Below are 23,034 nucleotides of genomic sequence, written 5' to 3'. Positions count from 1 at the left end.
TAGTGCGCGTAAGAAGGTGGCAATTCTCACAACCGCATCAGGTCGTTGTAAAGTGCAAACACCATCAATGTAAGAATCATTGCCAGGCCAATTCGCATTCCCAGCGCCTGAGCCTGCATGGAAAGCGGCTTGCGGCGAATGGCTTCAATGGCATAAAAAACGATATGGCCGCCGTCCAGCACCGGGACGGGCAGCAGATTCAAGACCCCAAGGCTCACGCTGAGATAGGCCAGGAACCGGATAAAATCCTCAAAGCCGGAGCTGACGCTCGCCTCGGCAACCCGGGCAATGGTGATGGGGCCACTGAGGTTGGTGGGCGACAACAGCCCGGTAAGCATCTTCTTGATGGCCACCAGGGTCAACCGGGTGTCGCTCCAGGTCTCCGAGAGACCGTATGGAAGCGCCGACAGGGGATTGTAACGAACTTCCCGCAGTAATTCGTCCGGCCACTCCACCGGGGAGACACCGGCGCCCACCAGGCCGATCACCTTTCCCTGCTCGGTGGTATGGGTCTTGGGCGTGACCGTGACGGTGCGCTCCTGCTGATCCCGCACGATGGTCAGTTGCAGGGCCTGCTCCGGCGCCGCCTGGATCCGGTCGACCAGTTCAAACCAGTCCGCAACCGGATCGCCGTCGACTGCCAGCACTCGGTCACCGACCTGCAGCCCGGCAGCCTCTGCCCTGCCCTCAGGCAGGATTTGACCCAATACTGCCGGAACCGCTGGTCGCCAGGGGGTCACTCCGAACTGCTGAAGTGGGTAGGTCTCTTCCTCATCGAGCCGCCAGCCGGCCAGATCGGCACTGAGCCGCTGTCGCTGCCCGTTTTCCAGCACCGTAATCCGGACCCGATCGTGTTCGCCGGCCCGCTCCAGCAGCCGCATGTTGATGTCCCGCCAGGAGACCACATCGCGGTCATCAACCGCAACAATTTCCATTCCGTTCGCCAACCCCATGCGTGCGGCCACGGATTCCGGCTCCACGCCACCGACAATCGGCGCAACCGAGCTGAAACCGACCACCCCCAACAACCAGTAGGCGGCAATCGCGAACAGGAAGTTGGCCACCGGACCGGCGGCGGCAATGGCAATACGCTGACCGGGAGGCTTGGAGGTAAACGCCTGGTCGCGCTCATGGGCCGCGACCGGGCCTTCCCGCTCATCCAGCATCTTGACGTAACCGCCGAGGGGAATGGCAGCAATGGCGAACTCGGTTCCATGCTTGTCGTACCAGGAATAGAACGGCTTGCCAAAGCCAACGGAAAAGCGCAGCACCTTGACCCCGCAACGACGAGCCACCCAGAAGTGCCCAAACTCATGGATGGTAACCAGTATCCCCAGGGTTACCACCAGAGCCAAAATGGTCTGAACTAGCTGCATAGTGCTCCCGACTGGTCTCGTGAATGGTTAAGGCATCAGACAGCGATCAGTGGCAGCTGTTCCTGCGCCCTGGCCCGGGCTTCCCGGTCCTTGGCAAACAGCGCGTCGAAGTCTTCCGCCACTTCCATCGTCATACAACTCAAAGTACGCTCTATCATAACGGGTATATCGATAAAGCGAAGGTTACCGTTCAGAAAGGCGGACACCGCCACTTCGTTGGCCGCATTCAACACCGCCGGCGCGGTGCCGCCAGACTCGAACGCCTCTGCTGCCAGACGCAGACAGGGAAAACGCTCCAGATCCGGCCGCTCAAAATTGAACTGCCCAAGGGCAAACAGGTCCAATGGCTTCACCCCCGCATCAATCCGCTCTGGCCAGGCCAGGCCATTGGCAATGGGCGTGCGCATGTCCGGACTGCCCAGCTGGGCCAGCACCGATCCATCCACGTAATCCACCATGGAGTGGATAATGCTCTCGGGGTGGATATGGACTTCCACCATCTCTGGCCGGGTGTCGAACAGCCAACAGGCTTCGATCAGCTCCAGGCCCTTGTTCATCAGACTGGCGGAATCCACTGAAATTTTCCGGCCCATGGACCAGTTGGGGTGTGCGCAGGCCTGTGCCGGCGTGACATCGCGCAGCGCTTCACGACTGAAGGTTCGGAACGGACCGCCCGATGCCGTTAGCAGGATGCGACGGACACCGGCCCCGCCCAGGTTGCGCATCTGGTCACTGGGCAAACACTGAAAAATGGCATTGTGCTCGCTGTCGATCGGCAGCAACTCGGCACCAGACTCGGCCACCGCATCCATGAACATCTGCCCGGACATCACCAGGGCTTCCTTGTTGGCCAGCAGCACCCGCTTGCCGGCCTTGGCCGCGGCCAGGGTCGGTGCCAGCCCGGCGGCCCCCACAATGGCGGCCATCACCGTATCAACCTCGCCGGCGGAGGCGACCTCACACAGGCCAGTCTCCCCGGCCAGCACCTCGGTGCCTAGGTCTCGGGGCAACTGTTCGGCCAGGCGGGCAGCGGCGGTCACGTCTGCCATCACGGCAAACCGGGGGCGGAAATCCCGGCACAGCGACACCATCTCGTCGACTCGGGTACTCGCCGTTAAGGCATGCACCGCAAAGCGATCCGGATGCCGCCGGATCACATCCAGGGTACTCTGCCCGATGGATCCGGTTGCGCCGAGAATGGTTACGTTACGCATGATCAAATGCCTGCAGTCAACCAACCGAGCTGGGAAATCAGCAGCGCAAACACCGGAATGGCGGCCGTCAGGCTGTCGATGCGGTCCATGATGCCGCCGTGCCCGGGCAGCAACTGACTGCTGTCCTTGATTCCGCGAAAACGCTTGAGCATGCTCTCCAGCAGGTCTCCGAGCACCGACACCGCCCCGGTGACCAGACTGGCCAGGATCAACAGCAGGGCGTCTTCCATCCCGGCTCCGGCGAGCCAGCTGACCAGCAAGGCAAACGCCGCCACCGCGGCCAGCCCGCCCCACACGCCGGCCCAGGATTTCCCCGGACTGACCCTCGGGGCCAGCTTGGCCCTGCCGAACGCGCGGCCGGCGAAATAGGCGCCGATATCGGCCACCCAGACAATGCAGAAGACGTAGAGAATGATCAGCAGGTTGTTGTCGACCCCACCGAACTGGAAACTGCCGTTCCTCAACACATTGAGGCCCACCCAGGCCGGAACCAGCACCGCCAGCCCCATCAACATGCGTACCGCGACCGGCGACCAGCTGCCACTGCCCGCCGGATAGCTCCGAACCAGCAACAGGCAGAGGAACCACCACAAAACCGCTAGCCAGAGCACCGCGGAGTGTGGCTGATAGACCAGCCACAGCACCAATGCCACCGCGGCAGCATAGCCGACGCGGGATGCCTGGTTGGTCAGACCCGCCATGTTGGCCCATTCCCAGGCGCCGAGGGTGATGATGGCGCCGGTAAACAGCGCAAACCCCATCGGCGGCAGAAAAAAGATGCCACCAACGGCGATGGGGGCCAGGATCAGAGCGGTAATTACGCGGGTCTTGAGCACAGTGTTGTTCGCTTATTGGTCGTTATTTTCAGGCGGGTGGGCGGTTGCGATCTGGTCATCGGTCTGACCAAAGCGGCGCTGGCGCCGGGAATAGGCCGTCAACGCCTTGCGCATCTCGTCTTCGAGAAAATCGGGCCAATAGACCTCAGAAAAGTAGAACTCGGTGTAGGCCAGGTGCCACAGCAGAAAGTTGCTGACACGCTGCTCACCCGCCGTTCGGATCAGCAGATCCGGCATCGGCAAATCGCCGATGGACAGGTGCTGCTGGATCACATCTTCGTTGATGTCCGAAGGTGAAAGCTTTCCGTCGCGCACCTCTTCGGCGACCTTGCGGGTGGCCTGGGTGATGTCCCAATGGCCACCGTAGTTGGCGGCAATCACCAGGGTCATCAGGGTATTGTCCCGGGTCAGCTCCTCGGCACGGGCCATATGGTCCTGCAGCGCGGGGCTGAAGGCACTGCGATCGCCGATGATGCGCAGGCGGATGTTGTTGCGGTGGAGCTTCTTGACCTCCCGTTCCAGCGCAAACAGGAACAGGCGCATCAGGGCCGAGACCTCTTCTTCGGGGCGGCGCCAGTTCTCACTGGAAAAGGCAAACAGGGTCAGCACTTCGACCCCTTCCCGGGCGCAGGTTTCCACCACCGCCTTTACGGCCTTGACGCCGGCCTTGTGACCCGCGACCCCTTTCAGCCGGTGGGCCTTGGCCCACCGGTTATTACCGTCCATGATAATCGCCACATGCCGGGGCCGGGCATCGGCCGTGACCGGAATTTCTGCGGATACGCTGTCCGTCATGCTATCCCCTGCCCGGGGTACGGCCTACGTTGCGCCGCCCCGGGTAATTCATTGGTAAAAAGTCGATGGAGGATCAAACCTCCATCAGGTCCGCTTCCTTGGCTTTCAGCATCTTTTCCACTTCCGCGATGTAGCGATCCGTCAGCTTCTGAATCTCATCCTCGGCACGGCGCTGATCGTCCTCGCTGATCTCCTTCTCTTTCAGCAATTCCTTGATGTCGTTATTGGCATCACGCCGGGCGTTGCGGATAGAGACCCGACCGTGCTCGGCGTCTGCCTTGGCCTGCTTGACCATCTCGCGACGTGTGTCTTCGGTCAGCATGGGCATCGGAACCCGGATCACGTCGCCGCTGGTGGACGGATTGAGCCCCAGGTCGGACGTCATGATGGCCTTCTCGATGGTCGGCACCAGGTTCTTTTCCCAAGGCGCCACCACCAGGGTCCGGTTATCCTCAACGTTGACGCTGGCCACCTGTTTGAGCGGCGTATCCTGGCCATAGTAGCTGACCATGACACTGTCGAGAATGGCCGGATGGGCACGACCGGTGCGGATTTTGTTAAACGCGGACGCCAGAGCTTCCAGGCTCTTCTTCATGCGTTGCTCGGCATCGGATTTGATTTCGTTAATCACTGCAGCATCCTCAATTCGTTGACTTGCAAGATCCTTGGGGTCTCAGTTCAATGCAATCCCGTCTTAGTCAGTACCGTCTTGCTCAATCGCGGTACAGACTTACTCAATAAGAGTGCCTTCCGGCTCGCCGGTCACAATGCGGGTCAGCACGCCGGGCTGATTCATATCGAAAATTCGCAGCGGCATGCCATGATCCCGTGCCAGGCAGATGGCGGTCAGGTCCATAACGCCCAGCTTCTTGTCCAACACTTCATCATAGGTCAAATAGTCGTATTTCTCTGCGGTTGGATCGAGCACCGGATCAGCGGAGTAGACCCCATCCACCTTGGTGGCCTTGAGAACCGCATCGGCCTCGATCTCAATGCCCCGCAGACAGGCGGACGAATCGGTGGTGAAGAAAGGATTCCCGGTGCCGGCGCAGAAAATGACCACGTCGCCGTCCTTCAGGTCCCGCACCGCACGACGACGATCATAATGCTCCACGATACCACTCATCGGGATGGCGGACATGACACGGGTACGGATATTGGAACGCTCCAGGGCATCCCTCATGGCCAGGCCATTCATCACGGTAGCGAGCATGCCCATGTGATCGCCGGTGACCCGGTCCATGCCGGCCGCATTCAGGGCCGCCCCACGGAACAGGTTGCCGCCGCCAATCACCAGGCCAACCTGAACACCAATGCCGATCAACGCGCCGATTTCAAGGGCCATGCGATCCAGCACCTTGGGATCAATCCCGAAATCGAGCTCCCCCATCAGGGCTTCGCCACTGAGCTTGAGCAGAACCCGCTTGTATCTCGGTTGTGTGTTCGACGACTTTGGCATGATGATCCCCTATATCGATGTCTGGCAGGATAATGACGCTACGGGAGTTCCACGCCAGTTGATCGGCGCGACCTCGGAACCGGGCTTGCATCTGACATACCTCTTCCCTGCCCCGCCCGCAGGGTCACCCCGTGGCAAACGCACCTTTGAAAAAGGGGTATCTCAGATACAAGCCCGCCACGAGAGCCGGGATATCCCAGCCAACGTGGCAGACTTGGGAGCACCGGGAGCCGTTACGGCTCCCCGGCGCACAGAAGGATCAGGCCTTGCCGGTACCGGCTGCAGCAGCAACCTCGGCGGCAAAGTCCACTTCTTCTTTCTCGATGCCTTCGCCAACTTCCAGGCGAACGAAGCCAACCAGCTCACCGCCGGCAGCCTTGATCAGCTCACCCACAGTCTGGTCCGGGTTCTTGACGAACGGCTGTTCAACCAGGCTGTTTTCTTTCAGGAACTTCTTGATCCGGCCGCCCATCATCTTCTCGATGATTTCAGCAGGCTTGCCTTCCATGTCCGGCTGAGCCTTGATGATTTCCTTCTCTTTTTCCAGCTCTTCGGCGGGCATGTCTTCCGGCTTGCCTACGCGCGGGTTAACCGCGGCGGCGTGCATGGCAACGTCGCGAGCCACTTCGGGGTCGCCGGCGGAGATGGCGACCACACTGGCGATCTTGTTGTTGCTGTGAACGTAACCGTCAACAACCGGACCTTCCACCTTGATGAGGCGACGCACGGTGATGTTCTCACCGATCTTCTGGACCAGCGCTTCGCGCTTGCCTTCCAGATCGCCTTCCATCAGCTTGGCAACGTCGGTTTCGTCGTTTTCGAAGGCGACCGCGAGCACTTCATTGGCAAAGGCCAGGAAGTTGTCATCACGGGCAACGAAATCGGTTTCGCAGTTCACTTCCAGGATGAAAGCACGGGTGTTGTCGTCGGACACCTTGATCAGGGACACACCTTCAGCGGCAGTACGGCCGGCTTTCTTGGCAGCCTTCAGACCAGAAGACTTGCGCAGTTCTTCGATTGCAGCGTCAACACTGCCGTCAGCTTCTACCAGAGCCTTCTTGCACTCCATCATGCCAAGACCAGTACGCTCACGCAGCTCCTTGACCATTGCAGCGGTAATAGCAGCCATGTTCAATCCTCTCACTTTCAGGAATCTGGAGTCCCGCCCCTCAGGGCCGGTACAGATGTAATGGGGTTGTTTCTATCTAAAGAAAGGGGGACCGGAGTGATAACCCCTCAGCCCCCACATTCAAACGCTGAAACATGATCAGCAAATGACGTCCGAGTGATTACTCGGCAGCCGGTGCCGCACCTTCGGCGTCTTCACTGACTTCAACGAACTCGTCAGTGCCGCCGCCAGCCTGGACACCTTCCAGGCAGGTGTCTGCCACGGCCTTCACATAGATCTGGATCGCACGGATTGCGTCGTCGTTACCCGGGATCACGTAATCGATGCCGTCCGGATCGCTGTTGGTATCAACCACACCAATGACAGGAATGCCCAGCTTGTTGGCTTCCTTGATGGCAATCCGCTCGTGGTCCACGTCGATAACGAACAGGGCATCCGGCAGGCCGCCCATGTCCTTGATACCGCCGATGCTACGCTCCAGCTTGTCCATTTCGCGGGTACGCTCAAGCGCTTCTTTCTTGGTCAGCTTGTCGAAAGTACCGTCCTTGCTCTGGGCTTCCAGGTCACGGTAACGACGGATGGACTGACGAATGGTCTTGTAGTTGGTCAGCATACCGCCCAGCCAGCGATGGTTAACAAACGGCTGACCGGCGCGCTCCGCCTCTTCCTTGATGATCTTGGCGGCGGCACGCTTGGTACCAACGAACAGCACCTTGTTCTTGCTCTCTGCCAGCTGCTGAACGAACTTCAGAGCGTCGTTCATGGCAGGAACAGTCTGCTCCAGGTTGATGATATGAATCTTGTTGCGGGCACCGAAAATGTATTTACCCATTTTCGGGTTCCAGTAACGGGTCTGGTGACCGAAGTGAGCACCTGCCTTGAGCAGGTCACGCATGTTTACCTGAGCCATGATAGTTACCTTTTAGCTTCGGGTTAGTCCTCCACACGTCCGATTGCCCCAACCCACCTTCTCCAGTCAGTGAAAGAGAAAGTAAGGCACCCTGGGACAACGTGCCGACGTGTGTGCGAATTTGCCGGATTTATTCCGGCGGCGCGTTTATACCACAAACCCGCCACAAAGTGCCATCTATTTTGCCAGCCAACTCAGGCGCGCTCCACCATTTACTGCGTCAGGCGTCACCGGTCCGCCACCCAATTCACCCACCCCGAGCAACTCGCTGCCCTGAATCCCCGGGTTAGAGCCGACCATTCCGGCCACCCTACCTTGTCCCTTTGCCCCTGCATCCCTAAAATAGCGGTTTGGTTCAATTCAACGGGAATCCCAATGCAGGTAACGATCAAGACTCCGGAAGAAATCGAGAAGATGCGCGTCGCGGGCAAACTGGCGGCTGAAGTCCTTGAGATGATCGGCGAGTATGTCAAACCGGGCGTATCCACCGAGGAACTTGATCGCATCTGTCACGATTACATCGTCAACGTGCAGGAGGCCATCCCGGCGCCGCTGAACTACAAGGGGTTCCCGAAGTCCATCTGCACCTCGGTCAACCATGTCATCTGCCACGGCATCCCCTCCGAGAAGAAGGTGCTCAAGGATGGTGACATCCTCAATATCGACGTCACCGTGATCAAGGACCAGTACCACGGCGATACCAGCAAGATGTTCATCGTCGGCAAGCCCAAGCCGGGCACGGAGCGGTTGATCAAGGTGACCCAGGAATGCCTGTACAAGGGCATTGAGCTGGTCAAGCCCGGCACCCGCCTGGGCGATATCGGCCACGTGATCCAGAAACACGCCGAGAAGCACCGTTATTCGGTGGTTCGTGACTATTGCGGCCATGGCATCGGCAAGGTCTTCCACGAGGAGCCGCAGGTGATGCACTACGGCAAGCCTGGCACCGGCATGGAATTGAAGGAAGGCATGACCTTCACCATCGAGCCGATGATCAACCAGGGCAAATACCACACCAAGCTGCTGCCGGACGGCTGGACCGTGGTCACCAAGGACCACAAGCTGTCTGCCCAGTGGGAACACACCCTGCTGGTGACCGCCGACGGCTGCGAAGTGCTTACCAAGCGTACCGAAGAGTCGTTCTAGGTGGACATCGCGGAACTGGAAACACGCATTTGCAAGGAGCCGTCCCCGATCCTGGCGGCCCGCGAGCTGCTGCAGACCCGCTACAACGCCGACGCCGAAGCGTTCCGGCAGGGCGCCGGGGTGCGGGAGCTCGTCCATGCCCGGGCCAATACCGTGGACCGGGTACTGCAGCTGATCTGGTCCCGCTATCCGTTTGCCCAGTCCCCCGACATTTCCCTGGTCGCAGTGGGCGGCTATGGCCGCGGGGAACTGCACCCCCACTCCGACATCGACCTGCTGATCCTGAGCCGCAACGGGGTTGAGGAAGCCTGGCAGGAAGACCTGGGGGCCTTCGTGACGCTGCTGTGGGACCTGCGCCTGGACATTGGCCACAGCGTACGCAGCCTGGAGGAGAGCAAGCAGGCCGCGCGGGATGATGTCACCATCCTCACCAACCTGCTGGAAACCCGCACCATCGCCGGTCCCGATGAGCTTCGCAGCAAGCTCGGCGAGGCCATTTTTTCCGACGAAATCAGCTCCGACCGGGATTACTTCATCGCCAAGCGCGAGGAGCAGAAGCAGCGTCACGATAAGTATGGCGACACCGAGTACAACCTGGAGCCCAACGTCAAAGGCTCCCCCGGCGCCCTGCGGGATATCCAGACCATCGGCTGGATCACCAAACGCCACTTCGGCCTGGACAGCATCGCCGACCTCACCCGCTACAGCATCCTGACCGAAGAGGAGCACCGCATCCTGCTGGACGGTGAGACCTTCCTGTGGCGTTTACGCTACGGCCTGCAACTGATTGCCGACCGCAACGAGAACCGGCTGCTGTTCGACCACCAGCGGGCACTGGCGCAGATGCTGGGCTACCGGGATGAGGGCAAACGGCTGGGCGTGGAACTGATGATGCAGGCGTACTACCGCACGGTGCTGGCCCTGGCCGAGCTCACCGACGTGATCCTGCAGTATTACGACGAGGCGATCCTGGACACCGATGGCCAGGAAACGATCCAGCCCCTCAACCGCCGTTTTCAGATCCGCAACCGGTACATCGAGGCCACCAACAACCAGGTCTTTGCCTACGCCCCCTACGCCATCCTGGAGCTTTTCGTGCTGATGGCCCAGCACCCGGAGATCGTAGGTATCCGCGCCACCACCATCCGTTCCCTGCGGGCCCACCGGCACCTGATCGACGACGCCTTCCGCAACGACCTCGCGGTAACCAGCCTGTTCATGGAACTGCTGCGCACCCCTCATCGGCTGGATCGCACCCTGTCGTTCATGAAAAAGTACAACGTGCTGGGCCGCTACCTGCCGGAGTTCGGCAAGATCATCGGCCAGATGCAGCACGACCTGTTCCACATTTACACCGTGGACGCCCACACCCTGCGAGTGATCCGCAACATGGCCCGGCAGAGCGGCCCCGAGGCCCGCTCCGAATTCCCGCTGGCCACCCGGTTGATTCACCGCCTGCCCAAGATGGAAGTGCTGTACATCGCCGGGCTGTACCACGACGTGGCCAAGGGGCGTGGCGGAGACCACTCTGAGCTGGGCGCGGTGGACGCCGAAGCCTTCTGCCAGCGCCACCACCTCAGCGAGCGGGACACCCAACTGATTTCCTGGCTGGTGGAGAACCACCTGCTGATGTCGATGACCGCCCAGCGCAAGGACATCTCCGACCCGGACATCATCCACGGTTTCGCCCGGGCCGTGCCCAGCGAAGTCCACCTGGACTACCTGTATGTGCTGACCGTCTGCGACATCAGCGCCACCAACCCCAACCTGTGGAACACCTGGCGGGCGTCGCTGCTGCGCCAGCTCTACCTGGAAGCCAAGCGAGCCCTGAGCCGGGGCACGGAAAACCCGGTGGACCGTCAGGAGTGGGTCCGGGCCACCCAGGTGGAGGCCCGCGAGATGCTGCAGGCGCAGAACTTCTCCGACGAGCAGATCAACCGCATATGGTCCACGCTGGATGAGGAGTATTTCCTCCAGGACTCCACCGTGGACATCGCCTGGCAGACCGCCGCCATCATCCGGCACGGCGACAACCCGGATCCCCTGGTGATGATCCGGGATACCCGGGGCGGCCCCACCGAGGGCTATTCCCAGATCACCATCTACATGAAGGACCGGATGGCGCTGTTTGCCGCCACCACGGCGGTACTGGAGCAACTGAACCTGAACATCGCCGATGCCCGTATCAGTTGCGGCAACGGCCCCTATTCCATCAGTTCCTATGTGGTGCTGGACGACAAAGGCCAACCACTGGGCATCGACCCGGCCCGCAAGGAACGCGTACACAAGCGGCTGATCGAGGAACTGGATGACCCGGAAGACTACCCGGACATCATTCATCGGCGCACGCCGCGCCAACTCAAGCACTTTGCATTTCCCACCGAGGTGACCTTCTCCAACGACACTGTTAACCAGCGCACGGTGATGGAGGTCATCACCCCGGACCGCCCCGGCCTGCTGGCGCGAATTGGCCTGGTGCTGCTGGAACACCGGGTTCGCCTCACCAACGCGAAGATTGCCACCCTCGGCGAGCGGGTCGAGGACGTCTTCTTTGTCACCGATGAGAACGGCGAGCCCATTCGCGATCCTGGCGTCTGCCAACAGCTCCAGGACGATCTCTGTACCGTGCTTGACGAGACCCAATGAAGCTGGACGAGACCCAATGAACCCGAACCTGTCCCTATTGCACCCCTACCCGTTCGAGAAGCTCGCCAAGCTCAAGACGGGCACCGAGACACCCGCGGATCTGGCGCCCATCTCGCTGGGCATTGGTGAGCCCAAACACCCGGCGCCGGCCTTCGTGCAGCAGGTGATTGCCGACAACCTGGACCGGCTGGCCAACTACCCGACCACCAAGGGCCTGGACGAGCTGCGCCAGGCCATCGCGGACTGGGCCACCCGGCGCTTCGCGCTGAAGCCGGACACCCTCAGCGCCAACGAGCACATTGTGCCGGTCAACGGTACCCGGGAAGGCATCTTCTCGCTGGTGCAATCGGTGGTGGACCGCAGCCGCCCCGGCGCCAAAGTGGTCAGCCCCAACCCGTTCTACCAGATCTACGAAGGCGCGGCCCTGCTCGCCGGCGCCCAGCCCCATTACCTGCCGTGTAACGACAGCAACGGCTTTATCCCGGATTTCGACCGGGTGCCGGCGCAGGTGTGGGACGACTGCCAGATCCTGTTCCTGTGTTCGCCCGGCAACCCCAGCGGTGCCGTCATTCCACGGGACACCCTCACCCGGGTGATCGAACTGGCCGACCGCCACGACTTCCTCATCGCCTCGGACGAATGCTACTCCGAGCTGTACCCGGATGAGGCCCATCCACCGGAAGGCCTGCTGCAAACCTGCGCCGCCATCGGCCGTGACGATTACGCCCGCTGCGTGGTGTTCCACAGCCTGTCCAAACGCAGCAACCTGCCCGGCCTGCGCTCTGGTTTTGTGGCCGGGGATGCCCGCATTCTCAGGGATTACCTGCGTTACCGCACCTATCACGGCTGCGCCATGCCCCTCCAGCACCAGTTGGCCAGTGTCGCGGCCTGGCAGGACGAAGCCCACGTGCGGGACAATCGCGCCGCCTACCGCGCCAAGTTCGAGGCGGTGGTGCCCATCCTGCGTCAGGTCATGGACGTGAGCTACCCGGACGCCGGCTTCTACCTGTGGCCGCAAACGCCGGTGGATGATGAGACCTTCGCGGTGGAGCTGTCGGCCCGCCAGAACGTCCATGTGCTGCCGGGACGCTACCTGTCCCGCACCGTCGACGGCTACACCCCGGGCGAGAACCGGGTTCGCATGGCCCTGGTGGCGCCCCTGGCCGAATGCGTCGAGGCCGCCGAGCGCATTGTCGCGTACCTGCGGGCCCGATAAACCGCTCCGGACCCTTAACACGGACCTCCTTTAGGACTGACTTACTGACTTCGACTCCATGACCATGAAACTCTACGGCATCAAGAACTGCGACACCGTCAAGAAGGCCCGCAAGTGGCTGGACGAGACCGGCATCAACTACGAGTTCCACGACTTCAAGAAGGATGGGCTGGACAGCGACACCCTGGCCGCCTGGGAGCAGGCCGTGGGCTGGGAAATCCTGCTCAATCGGCGCGGCACCACCTGGCGCAAGCTGCCGGATGAGGTTCGTGATACCATTGACGGCCAATCGGCCCACCAGGTCATGCTGGACAACCCCTCGATCATCAAGCGACCGGTGGTTGAGCACGATGGCCAGGTTCGCGTCGGCTTCAAGGCCGAAGACTGGAACCAGGCGTTCGGCCACTGACCCTAGCGAATGATGAATGGCGCCTGCCGCCAACCAACAGCAATCCATAGGGGCACCTTCCCTCATCCCGGTGCCCCTCAGACGACAAGACAGATCAAGGAGCACCCCTCATGAGCTTCGCTTTCGGAATTGGGATCGGTACCCAGAACAGCCAGGGCGAGTGGCTGGAAGTTTACTACCAGCAGCCGGTACTGAACCCTGACGACGAACTGATCCGGTGCACCCGGGAAACTCTCGGCTACAAGGGCGGCAACCAGGCCCTGAACGTCGACCTGGACGACCTTAATGCCCTGGAGGAAATGCTCTGGGGCACCGACCACAAGGACCAGGCCAAACTGGCCGAGCTGGCGTCCAAGAGCGCCCGTCCGGTGGTGGTCACCATCCTGGAGAGTGATGACACCGCCGCCAGCACCCCAGAGGTCTACCTCAAGCTGCACCTGATCTCCCACCGCCTGGCCAAGCCCCACGGCCTGAAACTCGACGGCATTTTCGGCCTGCTGCCGAACCTGGCCTGGACCAACGAAGGCGCCATTGACCTGAACGAACTGGCGGACCGTCAGCTGCAGGCGCGCCTCGAAGGCCGCACCCTGGAAGTGAAGTCTGTGGACAAGTTCCCGCAGATGACCGACTACGTGGTCCCGGCCGGCGTGCGGATTGCCGACACCGCCCGGGTACGCCTGGGCGCCTATGTGGGCGAAGGCACCACCGTCATGCACGAGGGCTTCATCAACTTCAATGCCGGTACCGAGGGCACCAGCATGATCGAGGGCCGGATCTCCGCCGGCGTGATGATCGGCAAGGGCTCCGACCTGGGCGGTGGCTGCTCCACCATGGGCACCCTGTCCGGTGGCGGCAACATCATTATCTCGGTGGGTGACAACTGCCTGATCGGCGCCAACGCCGGCATTGGCATTCCCCTGGGGGATCGCTGCACCGTGGAAGCGGGGCTGTACATCACCGCCGGCTCCAAGGTGGCGCTGCTGGACGACAACAACGAACTGGTGGACACCGTCAAGGCGCGGGACCTGGCCGGCAAGACCGACCTGCTGTTCCGTCGTAACAGCCAGACCGGCGCCGTGGAGTGCAAGACCAACAAGTCAGCCATCGAGCTGAACGAAGAGCTGCACGCCAACAACTAAGGCCACGCAATCCACACCCGGCACCGCAACCTTGTGGTGCCGGGTGCGACTGCGGCCGCCAGCCGACGACCTTCACCCGCTTAGCAATCACACTTAACCCGTTCAGGAACCCCCATGTCACAATCGCCTACCATCGACCTTGCCATTGACCTGATCCGGCGCCCCTCCGTCACCCCGGACGATGCCGGCTGCCAGGAGCTGATGATGTCCCGGCTTGCGCCGCTGGGCTTTAATGGCGAGTCCCTGCGCTTTGGTGACACGGACAACCTCTGGGCCCGGAAAGGCAGTGACGGCCCGGTGCTGGCCTTTGCCGGCCATACCGACGTGGTCCCCACCGGCCCGGAGAAGAACTGGGCGATCGCCCCGTTTGAAGGGACGATCCGGGATGGCTTCCTCCACGGCCGTGGAGCGGCCGACATGAAGGGCAGCCTGGCGGCGTTCGTCACCGCCTGTGAGCGCTTCGTGGCCCGGTATCCGGACCATCGCGGCTCGATTGCGCTGCTGATCACCAGCGATGAGGAAGGGCCGGCCAAGCACGGCACCGTCAAGGTGGTGGAAACCCTGGAAGCCCGGGACGAGAAAATCGACTGGTGCCTGATTGGTGAGCCTTCCAGCACCGAGCAGGTGGGTGACGTGATCAAGAACGGCCGCCGGGGCTCCCTGCACGGTTACCTGACCGTTCACGGCACACAGGGACACGTGGCCTATCCGCACCTGGCGGAAAACCCGGTACACCTCGCGTCCCCTGCCCTGACCGCCCTGGCCCGGGAACACTGGGACAGCGGGAACGAATTTTTCCCGCCCACCACCTTCCAGATCACCCGGATCGAGTCGGGCACCGGTAGCAACATCATCCCCGGCGAGCTGCTGGTGCACTTCAACTTCCGCTACTGCACCGAAAACACCGCCGAGTCCCTGGCCGAGCGGGTCTCACAGATTCTCGACGACCACGACCTGCGCTACGACCTGGAGTGGAATCTCAGCGGACGGCCGTTCCTGACCGACCGCGGCGCCCTGGTGACCGCCACCCAGGACGCCATTCGCCGGGTCACCGGCCGGGAGACAGAACTGTCCACCTCCGGCGGCACCTCGGACGGCCGGTTCATTGCCCCCACCGGGGCCCAGGTTGTGGAGCTGGGCCCGATCAACGCCACCATTCACAAAGTCAACGAATGCGTGAGCGTGGCGGACCTGGATGCCCTCTCCGAGATCTACGAGCAGATCCTCATCGAACTGCTGGCCTGACGCCAACTAATAGTGAGGAGGAGGCACCTCTTCCTCCTGCGACTTGATCTCGGACGGCGTCAGGGCCTTTAGCTGAGTGTGCAAGTGGCGTTTGGCGTCCCACAGTTCGCGGATTTCCAGCTCCTGCCTCGCCACCTGGTCGTTCAGTGTGCTGATAACGTCGTCTTGGAACGCCAGGCGGGTTTCCAGTTCTTCCAGCCTGGTCATCAGGTCTTTCTCGTTCATGGTCTTTCCCCCCTTGCAATTGCCACTTGGTCAGCGGTCCCCTTTATCTGGTATTATGCCGCTTTTGTCCGCCGAGGTGTTGTTACGAACCAACACGTTCGGCGGTTTTCACTGACCGGCGGCTCAATTTTACTCGGTCACCGGTTTTTACGGTTAGTATTTGATTAACGGAGAAACAGTCGTCAATGCGTAATCCAGCCAAAGCGATCCTTGTTGCTGTTCTGATCGCCATTCCTGCACCTTTCATTTTGGCATTTGCCCTGCTCACCTTCACCCCGGAAGTTTTCCAGATCCTGTCCAAGTCCGGTTCCAGTGAGCTGGCCACCAACGCGCCCTTTGTTCTGGGCAGCGCCCAGGGAATAGCCGCTTACATCATTGCTTTTGTCCTGTTTGGGCTGGCCGGGTTCCTCACCGTTGCCCTTGGCCAGCGTCAGGCTGCCCGCAAGGCGCCCCGCCGGGCCGCCAGCAACAGCGCCCAGGCCGACGATCTGGACGAAGCCGAAGGTCCGGAGGGCGATGAGGAAGGCACTGTTAAGTGGTTCAACGTGAAAAAAGGATTTGGCTTTATCGTGCGTGAGAACGGTGACGAGGTGTTTGTACACTTCCGCGCCATCCGCGGCCGTGGCCGGCGGGTCCTGCGTCAGGGCCAGCTGGTGCGGTTCAACGTGGTAGAAGCCGACAAGGGCCTGCAGGCGGACAACGTGTCCATCCTGAGCGACGAATAGCAGCGCCCCTGCCCACGAACGGCCCGCCCGGGCCGTTCGTTTTCCTTTCCGCTCGCTCACAGCCCCGATACCCACTGGAGCACTTATCAAGCTCCTTCGTAGACTTTACCTTGGCCGCTAAAGCAGTTCAGCGCTAATTCCATACCACCAGCTTTTCGCCCCGCTGGTCAATCCGCCACCATTTTTCATCGTCCACCGGGTCCCCTTCCTGCCACTGACCGGGACTGCACCGTACTTCCGTCTCCAAGGATCGCCAGGCACTGCGGGCACACCCAAGGTCATCATTCCAGGGCAACTCTTCGCCCTCCAGCACCACGCAGGTGTAGCGCTTGCCCATGGCCTGGGGATACACACTCACCCGGATTCGGGTTCCCTGATAACGGCCCTCACCTTTTAACGCCGCTCCGGTCAGATCAGAATCGTCCAACTGCAGGGCATCCAGCTGCTGACGCAACCAGGACGACAACTGACCGGACGCCAGGTCACGGATGTAGATTTCGAGGTCTTGCACCCCACTTCTCCTGCACGGCCAATGGAAAGCCCTCATAGTGACCGTGGTCGACGATCACTGCAAGTCCTCGGATAACATCAGGTTACCGCGTGGATTCGAGCGCGGTCCGCCATCCGGCGCCCAGGGGAGTGACGCCGCTCCATGGTGCCATCCCCCGCCACCAGACGCTCGCGCTCCGCCAGCACATCGGCCACCGTCACCCGCCGTAATTCACCCGCCGCCTGACGCTCCTGCCAGCCCACTTCACAGGCTGCCCGGTCCACACTCAACCGCTGTAAGGCATCGTCCAGCTCCGAGATCGGCAGGTGCCGGGCCAATGCCACCAGTTGCTGCCGCCGCAGCGTGTCCGCCTCGGCAGCCAGGCGCCGGGCCTCCCAAGGCCCCTGCTCGGCTCGCAGTGACACCCGGGCGGCCGCTCGCTCGAGCCAGTTCAGCGCCTGTCCCGGGGTGGCGGCCGAGCCGGACAGGGTGTTGGCCACCCGGGACAGTGCTTCAAGATCAAGCTCCACGCCCCAGCGTTTCTCAATGCGGGGTTGGTGCACCGTCAACACTGCCAATAACTGGGAGCCGGACGCCGGCGGAAAGGTATGTTGGCTCAGGCCTCTCCCCAGCAATCGCTGCAAGCGGGGAGCCGCCCACAGGTCGTCCGCCCCCGGAACCCCAAGCAGCAGGACCGGTCCCTGGTAGCCGGGCAAAACAAAGTTGCCCACATGCTCCCTTTGCGCCAGCAGCTCCACCAGATCGGCCGGGGCCACCTGGTCCAACACCAACACCGGACAGGCACTCGATGCACGCCCTCCCACCGGCAGTTCGGTACCGGTCAAGGACATCACCTCCCGCTCAGACCTCAGATCCAGCTGAACCACCCCCTGAGACAACAGCGGTATCAGTGAATCCAGCCAACAGCTCTTTCCAGCCCCTTCCGGTCCACTCACCCAAACCAGGGCGCGCGGGTCAGCCGCCAAGGCGACGGCGATATCTTCGGCGAACGTCAGCCAATTGGAATCGGTCACAACGACAGGCGGTTTCGCGTCCCCTGGCCGATCTGGAATGGCCACGTCACTGGCACCTTCGTCCGGCCAGTGGGGGACCTGCTCGAGCACGGCCACATAGGCCTTGCCCTGAAGCCGCTCCGTTGCCTGGGTGAGGGCCCGCAGCAGTGCCGGCCAGTGCAACCAGGGGCCGCTGTGCTGCTCACGGGCCATGGCGAACAGGTATTGCAGCTGGGAAGAGAGGATATCCTCGCCGCTCACGGTGGTAACGACAGGCTGCTCGCACTGGATGGTTCGCACCAACTCATCCTGGTCGACACCCTGGCGGGTGAGGAACGCGATCAGTGCGGGCTCACTGTCCAGCAATGCAAGCAGGAAATCTTCAACGGTTACCGCGTTACCGCCGCGAGCCTCCACGCTCTGGCGAGCGTGCCGTAAGGCGGTTTGACAGGAGGGACTGAGGCATCCTTGCCAGTCTTCCATCGTATCATCCTTGTGCAGTTAGGTGTTTGTGTAAACCGGGCGCTACACCCGGTTGTACGTGTCCTCGAAGCGGACAATGTCATCCTCGCCGAGGTAACTGCCGGTTTGAACCTCGATCAACTCCAGCGGAATCACTCCGGGATTGGTCAACCGGTGGGTCACCCCCAGCGGAATGTAGGTGGACTGATCTTCGGTCAGCAGCAGGGTTTCCTCGCCACGATTCACGCTGGCGGTGCCCTTCACCACCACCCAGTGCTCCGCCCGGTGGTGATGCTTCTGCAGCGACAGCGATGCGCCGGGATTGACGGTGATGCGCTTGACCTGGAAGCGCTCGCCCATGGCCACGCCTTCGTAGGTGCCCCAGGGGCGGTGTACCTTCTTGTGGAAACGGTGCTCCAGGCGGCCCTGCTCCTTCACCTTGGCCACCAGCTTCTTGACGTCCTGAACCCGGTTGCGATCGGCCACCAGTACCACGTCATCGGTTTCCACGATCACATGATCGCTGACGCCCAGGGCCGCAATCAGCCGGCCTTCGGAGTGCAGGTAACTGCCGGAGACATCCTCGGTAATTACATCGCCACGACAGACATTGCCATGCTCGTCCTGGGGCTGGATTTCCCACAGGGCGGACCAGGAACCGACATCAGACCAACCGGCGTTCAGCGGCACCACCACCGCATCCTGGGTTTTCTCCATCACCGCGTAATCGATGGAATCGTCCGGACAGGCTTCGAAGGCTTCCTTGCCCACCCGGATGAAGTCCAGATCCGCCTGCTTCTCGGCCCAGGCCGCCTTGCAGGCCGCCAGCATTTCGGGATTGTGCTTGCCCAGCTCTTCCAGGTAGCGATCCGCCCGGAACAGGAACATGCCGCTGTTCCAGAGGTAATCGCCCTCGGCCAGGTAGCGTTCGGCAGTGGCCTCATCCGGCTTCTCGACAAACGCGGTGACTTCCGAGTAGCCATTCCGCTTCTCACCGGCCTTGATGTAGCCGTAGCCGGTATGCGGGGCCAGCGGCACAATGCCAAAGGTGACCAGCTTGCCCGCGCGGGCCGCCTCGGCCCCCTTGTTCACCGCTTGGCGGAACGCCTCTATGTCCTTCAGTACGTGATCGGATGGCATCACCAGCAGCAACTCTGCCGGGTTAGCCTCGGCCGCCAACGCCGCCAACGCGATGGCCGGCGCGGTGTTGCGACCGGCCGGCTCCAGAATGATGCCGGCCGTCCGTTCGGGAGCCTGGGCCTGACACTGGGCGGCGACCACAAAGCGATGGTCTTCGTTGGTAATGGCCAATACCTTGGCGTCTTCGTCCAGATCGAGGCCACGGTGAATGGTTTCCGCCAACAGGGAATCCTCGGTCACCACGGGCAGAAACTGCTTCGGGAACGCCTCCCGGGACAGGGGCCAAAGACGGGTGCCGGACCCGCCGGAGAGAATGACTGCGAGCATGATTCATCCTTGGGTAAATTTTGCGGCAAATTCTACCGCAATTATGGGTGTTTTGCCTGTGGTTGGGGATTAACAACCGGCCGTCACCAACTGCCGGTGTTCTCCATGGATGCCCAGGGCTCCCGGGGTGGCAGCGCATTGCCCTTTTGCAGCAGCTCGATGGAGATCCCGTCCGGCGAGCGCACAAAGGCCATGTAACCGTCCCGGGGCGGCCGGTTGATGGTGACGCCGTTATCCCGCAAGTGCTCGCACAGCGCATAGATATCGTCGACCCGATAGGCCAGGTGGCCGAAGTTGCGGCCGCCGGTGTACTCTTCCGGGTCCCAGTTATAGGTCAGCTCGATCATCGGCGCCTTGTCCTCCCGCGCCCGCGCCTCATCATCCGGTGCCGCCAGGAACACCAGGGTGAAACGGCCCTTCTCGTTATCCTTGCGGCTGATTTCCTTCAGCCCCAGCAGGTCGCAATAGAAACGGAGGGACTTTTCCAGATCGTGGACGCGGACCATGGTGTGGAGGTATTGCATGGTGGTTGTTCCTTAATAGAAATGCTTTTGACAACAATGTTGTTCCCGTACCCGCCATAGTACAACTTGCCGGCATTCCCACCTACCGTTCCGACAGAACCGAGCGAATTCCAGGGCTCCTTCCCGTCTCCAATGGTGACGCCCTCACGCGTTGGCTCGCGCTATCCGGGGTTAGCCAATATGGCTGGATTTCATGGATCGCTGCTGTATCCCCACCCACTCCTGCCAATACGGTTTCTAACAAAAGCCTACATTCCGTTAACAGCCAATTGTTGATGCACGCTGTACGCTCTTTGTACATGCATCCGTGAACCCGTGATCGACCAAACCCAGTGAGCGTAAGCGTAGGAGATCAATCGTCATGTACGGCCAGGGCCAATTGCTGATAGTGGATGATGCCCCCCAGATATTAAGCAGCCTGACCCGCCTGCTCCGGGACGAGAGCTACCAGATCCATACCGCTACCAATGCGTCCGAGGCCCTGGACGTCCTCAAACAGCAGGATGTGGATGTGGTACTGACGGATTACGCCATGCCCGGTATGAACGGTGCCGAACTGCTGAACCGGATTGCTCAACGCTATCCACGCACCATACGCCTGGTGATCAGCGGAAAGCTGGAGTACGACACGGTACGCGACGCCATCAACTTCGGCCAGGCCCACAAGTTCATCGACAAACCCTGGGACGACTGGGGGCTCAAGGAGACCCTGCGGGACGCCTTTCGCGACGCTGCACTGCAAAACCTGGCCCACGAGTACCGACAGGTGTTCGAGGGCGTTCAGGAGGGGCTGCTGCTGGTGGACCGCCAGGGCCATATCCGTGACGCCAACGCTGCCTTCTGCACCCTGCTGGGCTATGAACTCCCCATGCTGCGTCACCAACCCGCCCGGATACTGCACCTGTCAGCCGACGGCAAGCCCTACGACGCCCTCTACCGCACGGTCCTTCGCGAGGGTGCATGGGAGGGCTCCCTGAAGGTCCGGAATGCCCGCGGCGAGGACCTGAGCCTGCCCGCCCGGGTCAAGGCGCTGTACGACCAGCATCAGGGCCCGAGTGCCATGGTGTTTTATTTGAGTGCCTGATGGGGGGCGGGGAGAATCCCGCATATGCTCAAACCCGCGCCCTCAATCAGCCAATAACGCTATATGGCGCTTGCCGTCGCCGGGCGCTGTTCGCGATAGGTCGCCATGTCGATCTGGCCCAGCTTGGGAGTGAGTTTGCACACCCGTTTACTCCAGAGGTATTCGCACTGGCGCCTGTGCACCTCGTGCCAGCCCTCGCCCTCCTTCCAGACTTCCAGGTCCAGGTCTCGCCAGTAGCGGGGATTGCGGCCGGTCTGCTTGTCATGCTCAGCCGTCACCGGGTCCAGATGCCGAAAAGGCTCAAGTCGAGGTACATCTGGTAAGGGCTGGGTCACGTCCATATATCGCTGTAGCACGTCCCACATAGCCAGCGCCTCGCTCTTGTTCGATTCGATGGTGCTAAATGCGGTCTTGTTGAAGGTTTTCTGGGTGTAGCGATGCACCAGCATCAGACGGTAGAAGACGCCGCTTTGCTGGATTACCCGATCCACATAGGCATCAAACTCCACAAACGGGGCCTCGAAGAACCGTCCACGCCCCAGGGCCATGCGAACCTGACCGGTGACCCGATTAAACTCGCTGCAGCCGTCTTCCAGAGTGTCGTCCAGCTTCTTGTTAATGGTCTTTTCGAAGGGCTTGAGAAGGAACCCGATTCCGGTGCCCATGAGCCAGTTGGTGGTATAAGGAGTAACCCAAATAGCAAATGCATACCACGCTATTGTTAGAAGGATAGCGGCGATCCCCACCAGAAGTGCAGGAAGCTCTCTTATTGCATCCACCTCAGAGACAGCCCAAATCATTGCTGCGGGGCCTCCCAGCCAGAGAGCAAGCACCCAAGCCATTGGTATAATAAGTATCAGAAACTTGAAACCTAACGTTCCATTCAGAAAACGAATCCGCTGGTGGTCCCACCACCAGTCTTTGGACTTAAATTCTGGATCGGTTTTCTCTTGATCCTGAAGCGCTTCGACGTCCTGAATAGTACCGAGATAGGGGATGGCTCCTGCATAGGTGCCAACTGGCTGAAGCTCCTCACCAATACGCGCTCGATTCGTCGGGGATTCCGGCAAAGGGCCAACGTCCGTTGCCCAACGCAATCTGCACCTTGGCCTTCAACTGCTCCATGGATCGGAAACGGCCCATACCTCGCCGTTGAGGTTTGGTCATGTGGAAACGCAACATCTGGCGTTGAGCGTCATAGTATACAAACTCCGGTGTTAAGGACTTCACCTTGCCGCCAAGGTTCCAGGTCATCCAGAAATGGGCCTTGAACTGCTCTTCGGGCCTGTCCACCAACAGGAAGGCGGCGGAGCTGACGCAATCACCTGCCCCTCGGTCCGCACCGGCGCTAGTCAGCAGGAAGGATCCGTCACGCCAACATGGCCCCTCGCGGTTCGTCCGGCATCGGCAGCCCCCTTCCCTGGATGTGGGCATCCAGGATGCAAGGGTGGTGGAAGTTCGTCTCCTGTAGACGGTTTTTCCAGCGTTGTTCGTGGTCCTTACGCCAGGCCTCCCGGGTGACCT

The 23,034-nt window shown here is 61.2% G+C and carries 22 protein-coding genes; 8 read left to right on the top strand and 14 right to left on the bottom strand.

Annotation, left to right across the window (positions count from 1 at the left end; translation table 11 throughout):
* Positions 1 to 26 precede the first annotated feature (26 nt).
* From rseP to rpsB, 8 genes are all read right to left on the bottom strand, one after another.
* Positions 27 to 1,376: an RIP metalloprotease RseP gene (rseP, locus tag R3175_RS16835; protein ID WP_318945497.1), complete on the bottom strand. Its 1,350-nt coding sequence runs from the start codon at positions 1,374 to 1,376 to the stop codon at positions 27 to 29.
* A 35-nt stretch (positions 1,377 to 1,411) separates the two neighbouring features.
* The gene (ispC, locus tag R3175_RS16830; protein ID WP_318945496.1) at positions 1,412 to 2,590 is read right to left on the bottom strand and encodes a 1-deoxy-D-xylulose-5-phosphate reductoisomerase; all 1,179 of its coding nucleotides are present in this window, start codon (positions 2,588 to 2,590) and stop codon (positions 1,412 to 1,414) included.
* Positions 2,591 to 2,592: 2 nt separating this feature from the next.
* A complete protein-coding gene (locus R3175_RS16825; protein WP_318945495.1) occupies positions 2,593 to 3,426 on the bottom strand; it encodes a phosphatidate cytidylyltransferase in 834 nt (277 codons plus the stop codon).
* 12 nt (positions 3,427 to 3,438) lie between these two features.
* Positions 3,439 to 4,221 (bottom strand): polyprenyl diphosphate synthase, encoded by a 783-nt coding sequence (gene uppS / locus R3175_RS16820; RefSeq protein ID WP_318945494.1) that lies wholly within the window; start codon positions 4,219 to 4,221, stop codon positions 3,439 to 3,441.
* A gap of 73 nt (positions 4,222 to 4,294) precedes the next feature.
* Entirely contained in the window at positions 4,295 to 4,852 is a 558-nt protein-coding gene (gene frr, locus R3175_RS16815; RefSeq protein WP_318945493.1) for a ribosome recycling factor, read from the bottom strand.
* A gap of 99 nt (positions 4,853 to 4,951) precedes the next feature.
* A complete protein-coding gene (pyrH, locus tag R3175_RS16810) occupies positions 4,952 to 5,680 on the bottom strand; it encodes a UMP kinase (protein ID WP_318945492.1) in 729 nt (242 codons plus the stop codon).
* A 259-nt stretch (positions 5,681 to 5,939) separates the two neighbouring features.
* Positions 5,940 to 6,809, bottom strand: a complete 870-nt coding sequence (tsf, locus tag R3175_RS16805) for a translation elongation factor Ts (RefSeq protein ID WP_318945491.1) — start codon at positions 6,807 to 6,809, stop codon at positions 5,940 to 5,942.
* A gap of 160 nt (positions 6,810 to 6,969) precedes the next feature.
* Positions 6,970 to 7,719, bottom strand: coding sequence for a 30S ribosomal protein S2 (gene rpsB / locus R3175_RS16800; RefSeq protein ID WP_318945490.1), 750 nt, complete (start codon positions 7,717 to 7,719; stop codon positions 6,970 to 6,972).
* A gap of 375 nt (positions 7,720 to 8,094) precedes the next feature.
* On the opposite strand from rpsB, the gene map reads away from it, so the two are divergent.
* The 6 genes from map (at position 8,095) to dapE (ending at position 15,520) form a co-directional block, all read left to right on the top strand.
* Positions 8,095 to 8,865 carry a type I methionyl aminopeptidase gene (gene map / locus R3175_RS16795; protein WP_318945489.1) on the top strand — a complete coding sequence of 257 codons (771 nt, stop codon included), beginning with the start codon at positions 8,095 to 8,097 and terminating at the stop codon, positions 8,863 to 8,865.
* A complete protein-coding gene (locus R3175_RS16790; RefSeq protein ID WP_318945488.1) occupies positions 8,866 to 11,511 on the top strand; it encodes a [protein-PII] uridylyltransferase in 2,646 nt (881 codons plus the stop codon).
* Between the two features lie 16 nt (positions 11,512 to 11,527).
* Entirely contained in the window at positions 11,528 to 12,727 is a 1,200-nt protein-coding gene (dapC, locus tag R3175_RS16785) for a succinyldiaminopimelate transaminase (RefSeq protein WP_318945487.1), read from the top strand.
* A gap of 64 nt (positions 12,728 to 12,791) precedes the next feature.
* Entirely contained in the window at positions 12,792 to 13,136 is a 345-nt protein-coding gene (locus R3175_RS16780; RefSeq protein ID WP_318945506.1) for an ArsC family reductase, read from the top strand.
* 110 nt (positions 13,137 to 13,246) lie between these two features.
* Positions 13,247 to 14,275, top strand: a complete 1,029-nt coding sequence (dapD, locus tag R3175_RS16775; RefSeq protein WP_318945486.1) for a 2,3,4,5-tetrahydropyridine-2,6-dicarboxylate N-succinyltransferase — start codon at positions 13,247 to 13,249, stop codon at positions 14,273 to 14,275.
* Positions 14,276 to 14,389: 114 nt separating this feature from the next.
* On the top strand, positions 14,390 to 15,520 hold the full coding sequence (gene dapE / locus R3175_RS16770) for a succinyl-diaminopimelate desuccinylase (RefSeq protein ID WP_318945485.1): 1,131 nt from the start codon (positions 14,390 to 14,392) through the stop codon (positions 15,518 to 15,520).
* Between the two features lie 6 nt (positions 15,521 to 15,526).
* Here the strand turns inward: dapE and R3175_RS16765 are convergent, their stop codons facing one another.
* Positions 15,527 to 15,745 carry a SlyX family protein gene (locus tag R3175_RS16765; RefSeq protein ID WP_318945484.1) on the bottom strand — a complete coding sequence of 73 codons (219 nt, stop codon included), beginning with the start codon at positions 15,743 to 15,745 and terminating at the stop codon, positions 15,527 to 15,529.
* Positions 15,746 to 15,930: 185 nt separating this feature from the next.
* Between R3175_RS16765 and R3175_RS16760 the strand changes: the two genes are divergently transcribed.
* Positions 15,931 to 16,470 (top strand): cold shock domain-containing protein, encoded by a 540-nt coding sequence (locus R3175_RS16760; RefSeq protein WP_318945483.1) that lies wholly within the window; start codon positions 15,931 to 15,933, stop codon positions 16,468 to 16,470.
* A 133-nt stretch (positions 16,471 to 16,603) separates the two neighbouring features.
* Here R3175_RS16760 and R3175_RS16755 read toward each other — a convergent pair whose 3' ends face one another.
* The 4 genes from R3175_RS16755 to gloA all read right to left on the bottom strand — a co-directional run bounded on the left by R3175_RS16755 (position 16,604) and on the right by gloA (position 20,426).
* Positions 16,604 to 16,981, bottom strand: coding sequence for a hypothetical protein (locus R3175_RS16755; RefSeq protein WP_318945482.1), 378 nt, complete (start codon positions 16,979 to 16,981; stop codon positions 16,604 to 16,606).
* A gap of 77 nt (positions 16,982 to 17,058) precedes the next feature.
* Entirely contained in the window at positions 17,059 to 18,456 is a 1,398-nt protein-coding gene (locus tag R3175_RS16750; protein WP_318945481.1) for a hypothetical protein, read from the bottom strand.
* A gap of 42 nt (positions 18,457 to 18,498) precedes the next feature.
* Positions 18,499 to 19,902, bottom strand: coding sequence for a mannose-1-phosphate guanylyltransferase/mannose-6-phosphate isomerase (locus R3175_RS16745; RefSeq protein ID WP_318945480.1), 1,404 nt, complete (start codon positions 19,900 to 19,902; stop codon positions 18,499 to 18,501).
* An 83-nt stretch (positions 19,903 to 19,985) separates the two neighbouring features.
* Complete coding sequence (gloA, locus tag R3175_RS16740; protein ID WP_318945479.1) at positions 19,986 to 20,426, bottom strand: lactoylglutathione lyase; 441 nt, start codon at positions 20,424 to 20,426, stop codon at positions 19,986 to 19,988.
* A 361-nt stretch (positions 20,427 to 20,787) separates the two neighbouring features.
* Between gloA and R3175_RS16735 the strand changes: the two genes are divergently transcribed.
* Entirely contained in the window at positions 20,788 to 21,510 is a 723-nt protein-coding gene (locus R3175_RS16735; protein ID WP_318945478.1) for a response regulator, read from the top strand.
* 59 nt (positions 21,511 to 21,569) lie between these two features.
* Here the strand turns inward: R3175_RS16735 and R3175_RS16730 are convergent, their stop codons facing one another.
* Positions 21,570 to 22,175 carry a hypothetical protein gene (locus R3175_RS16730; RefSeq protein WP_318945477.1) on the bottom strand — a complete coding sequence of 202 codons (606 nt, stop codon included), beginning with the start codon at positions 22,173 to 22,175 and terminating at the stop codon, positions 21,570 to 21,572.
* Positions 22,176 to 23,034 lie beyond the last annotated feature (859 nt).

Source organism: Marinobacter sp., from assembly GCF_033722735.1.
In the GTDB taxonomy this organism is placed as follows: Bacteria; Pseudomonadota; Gammaproteobacteria; order Pseudomonadales; family Oleiphilaceae; genus Marinobacter.
Note: the sequence above shows the minus strand (reverse complement) of the source record. Positions and strands in the feature narration are given on the sequence as shown.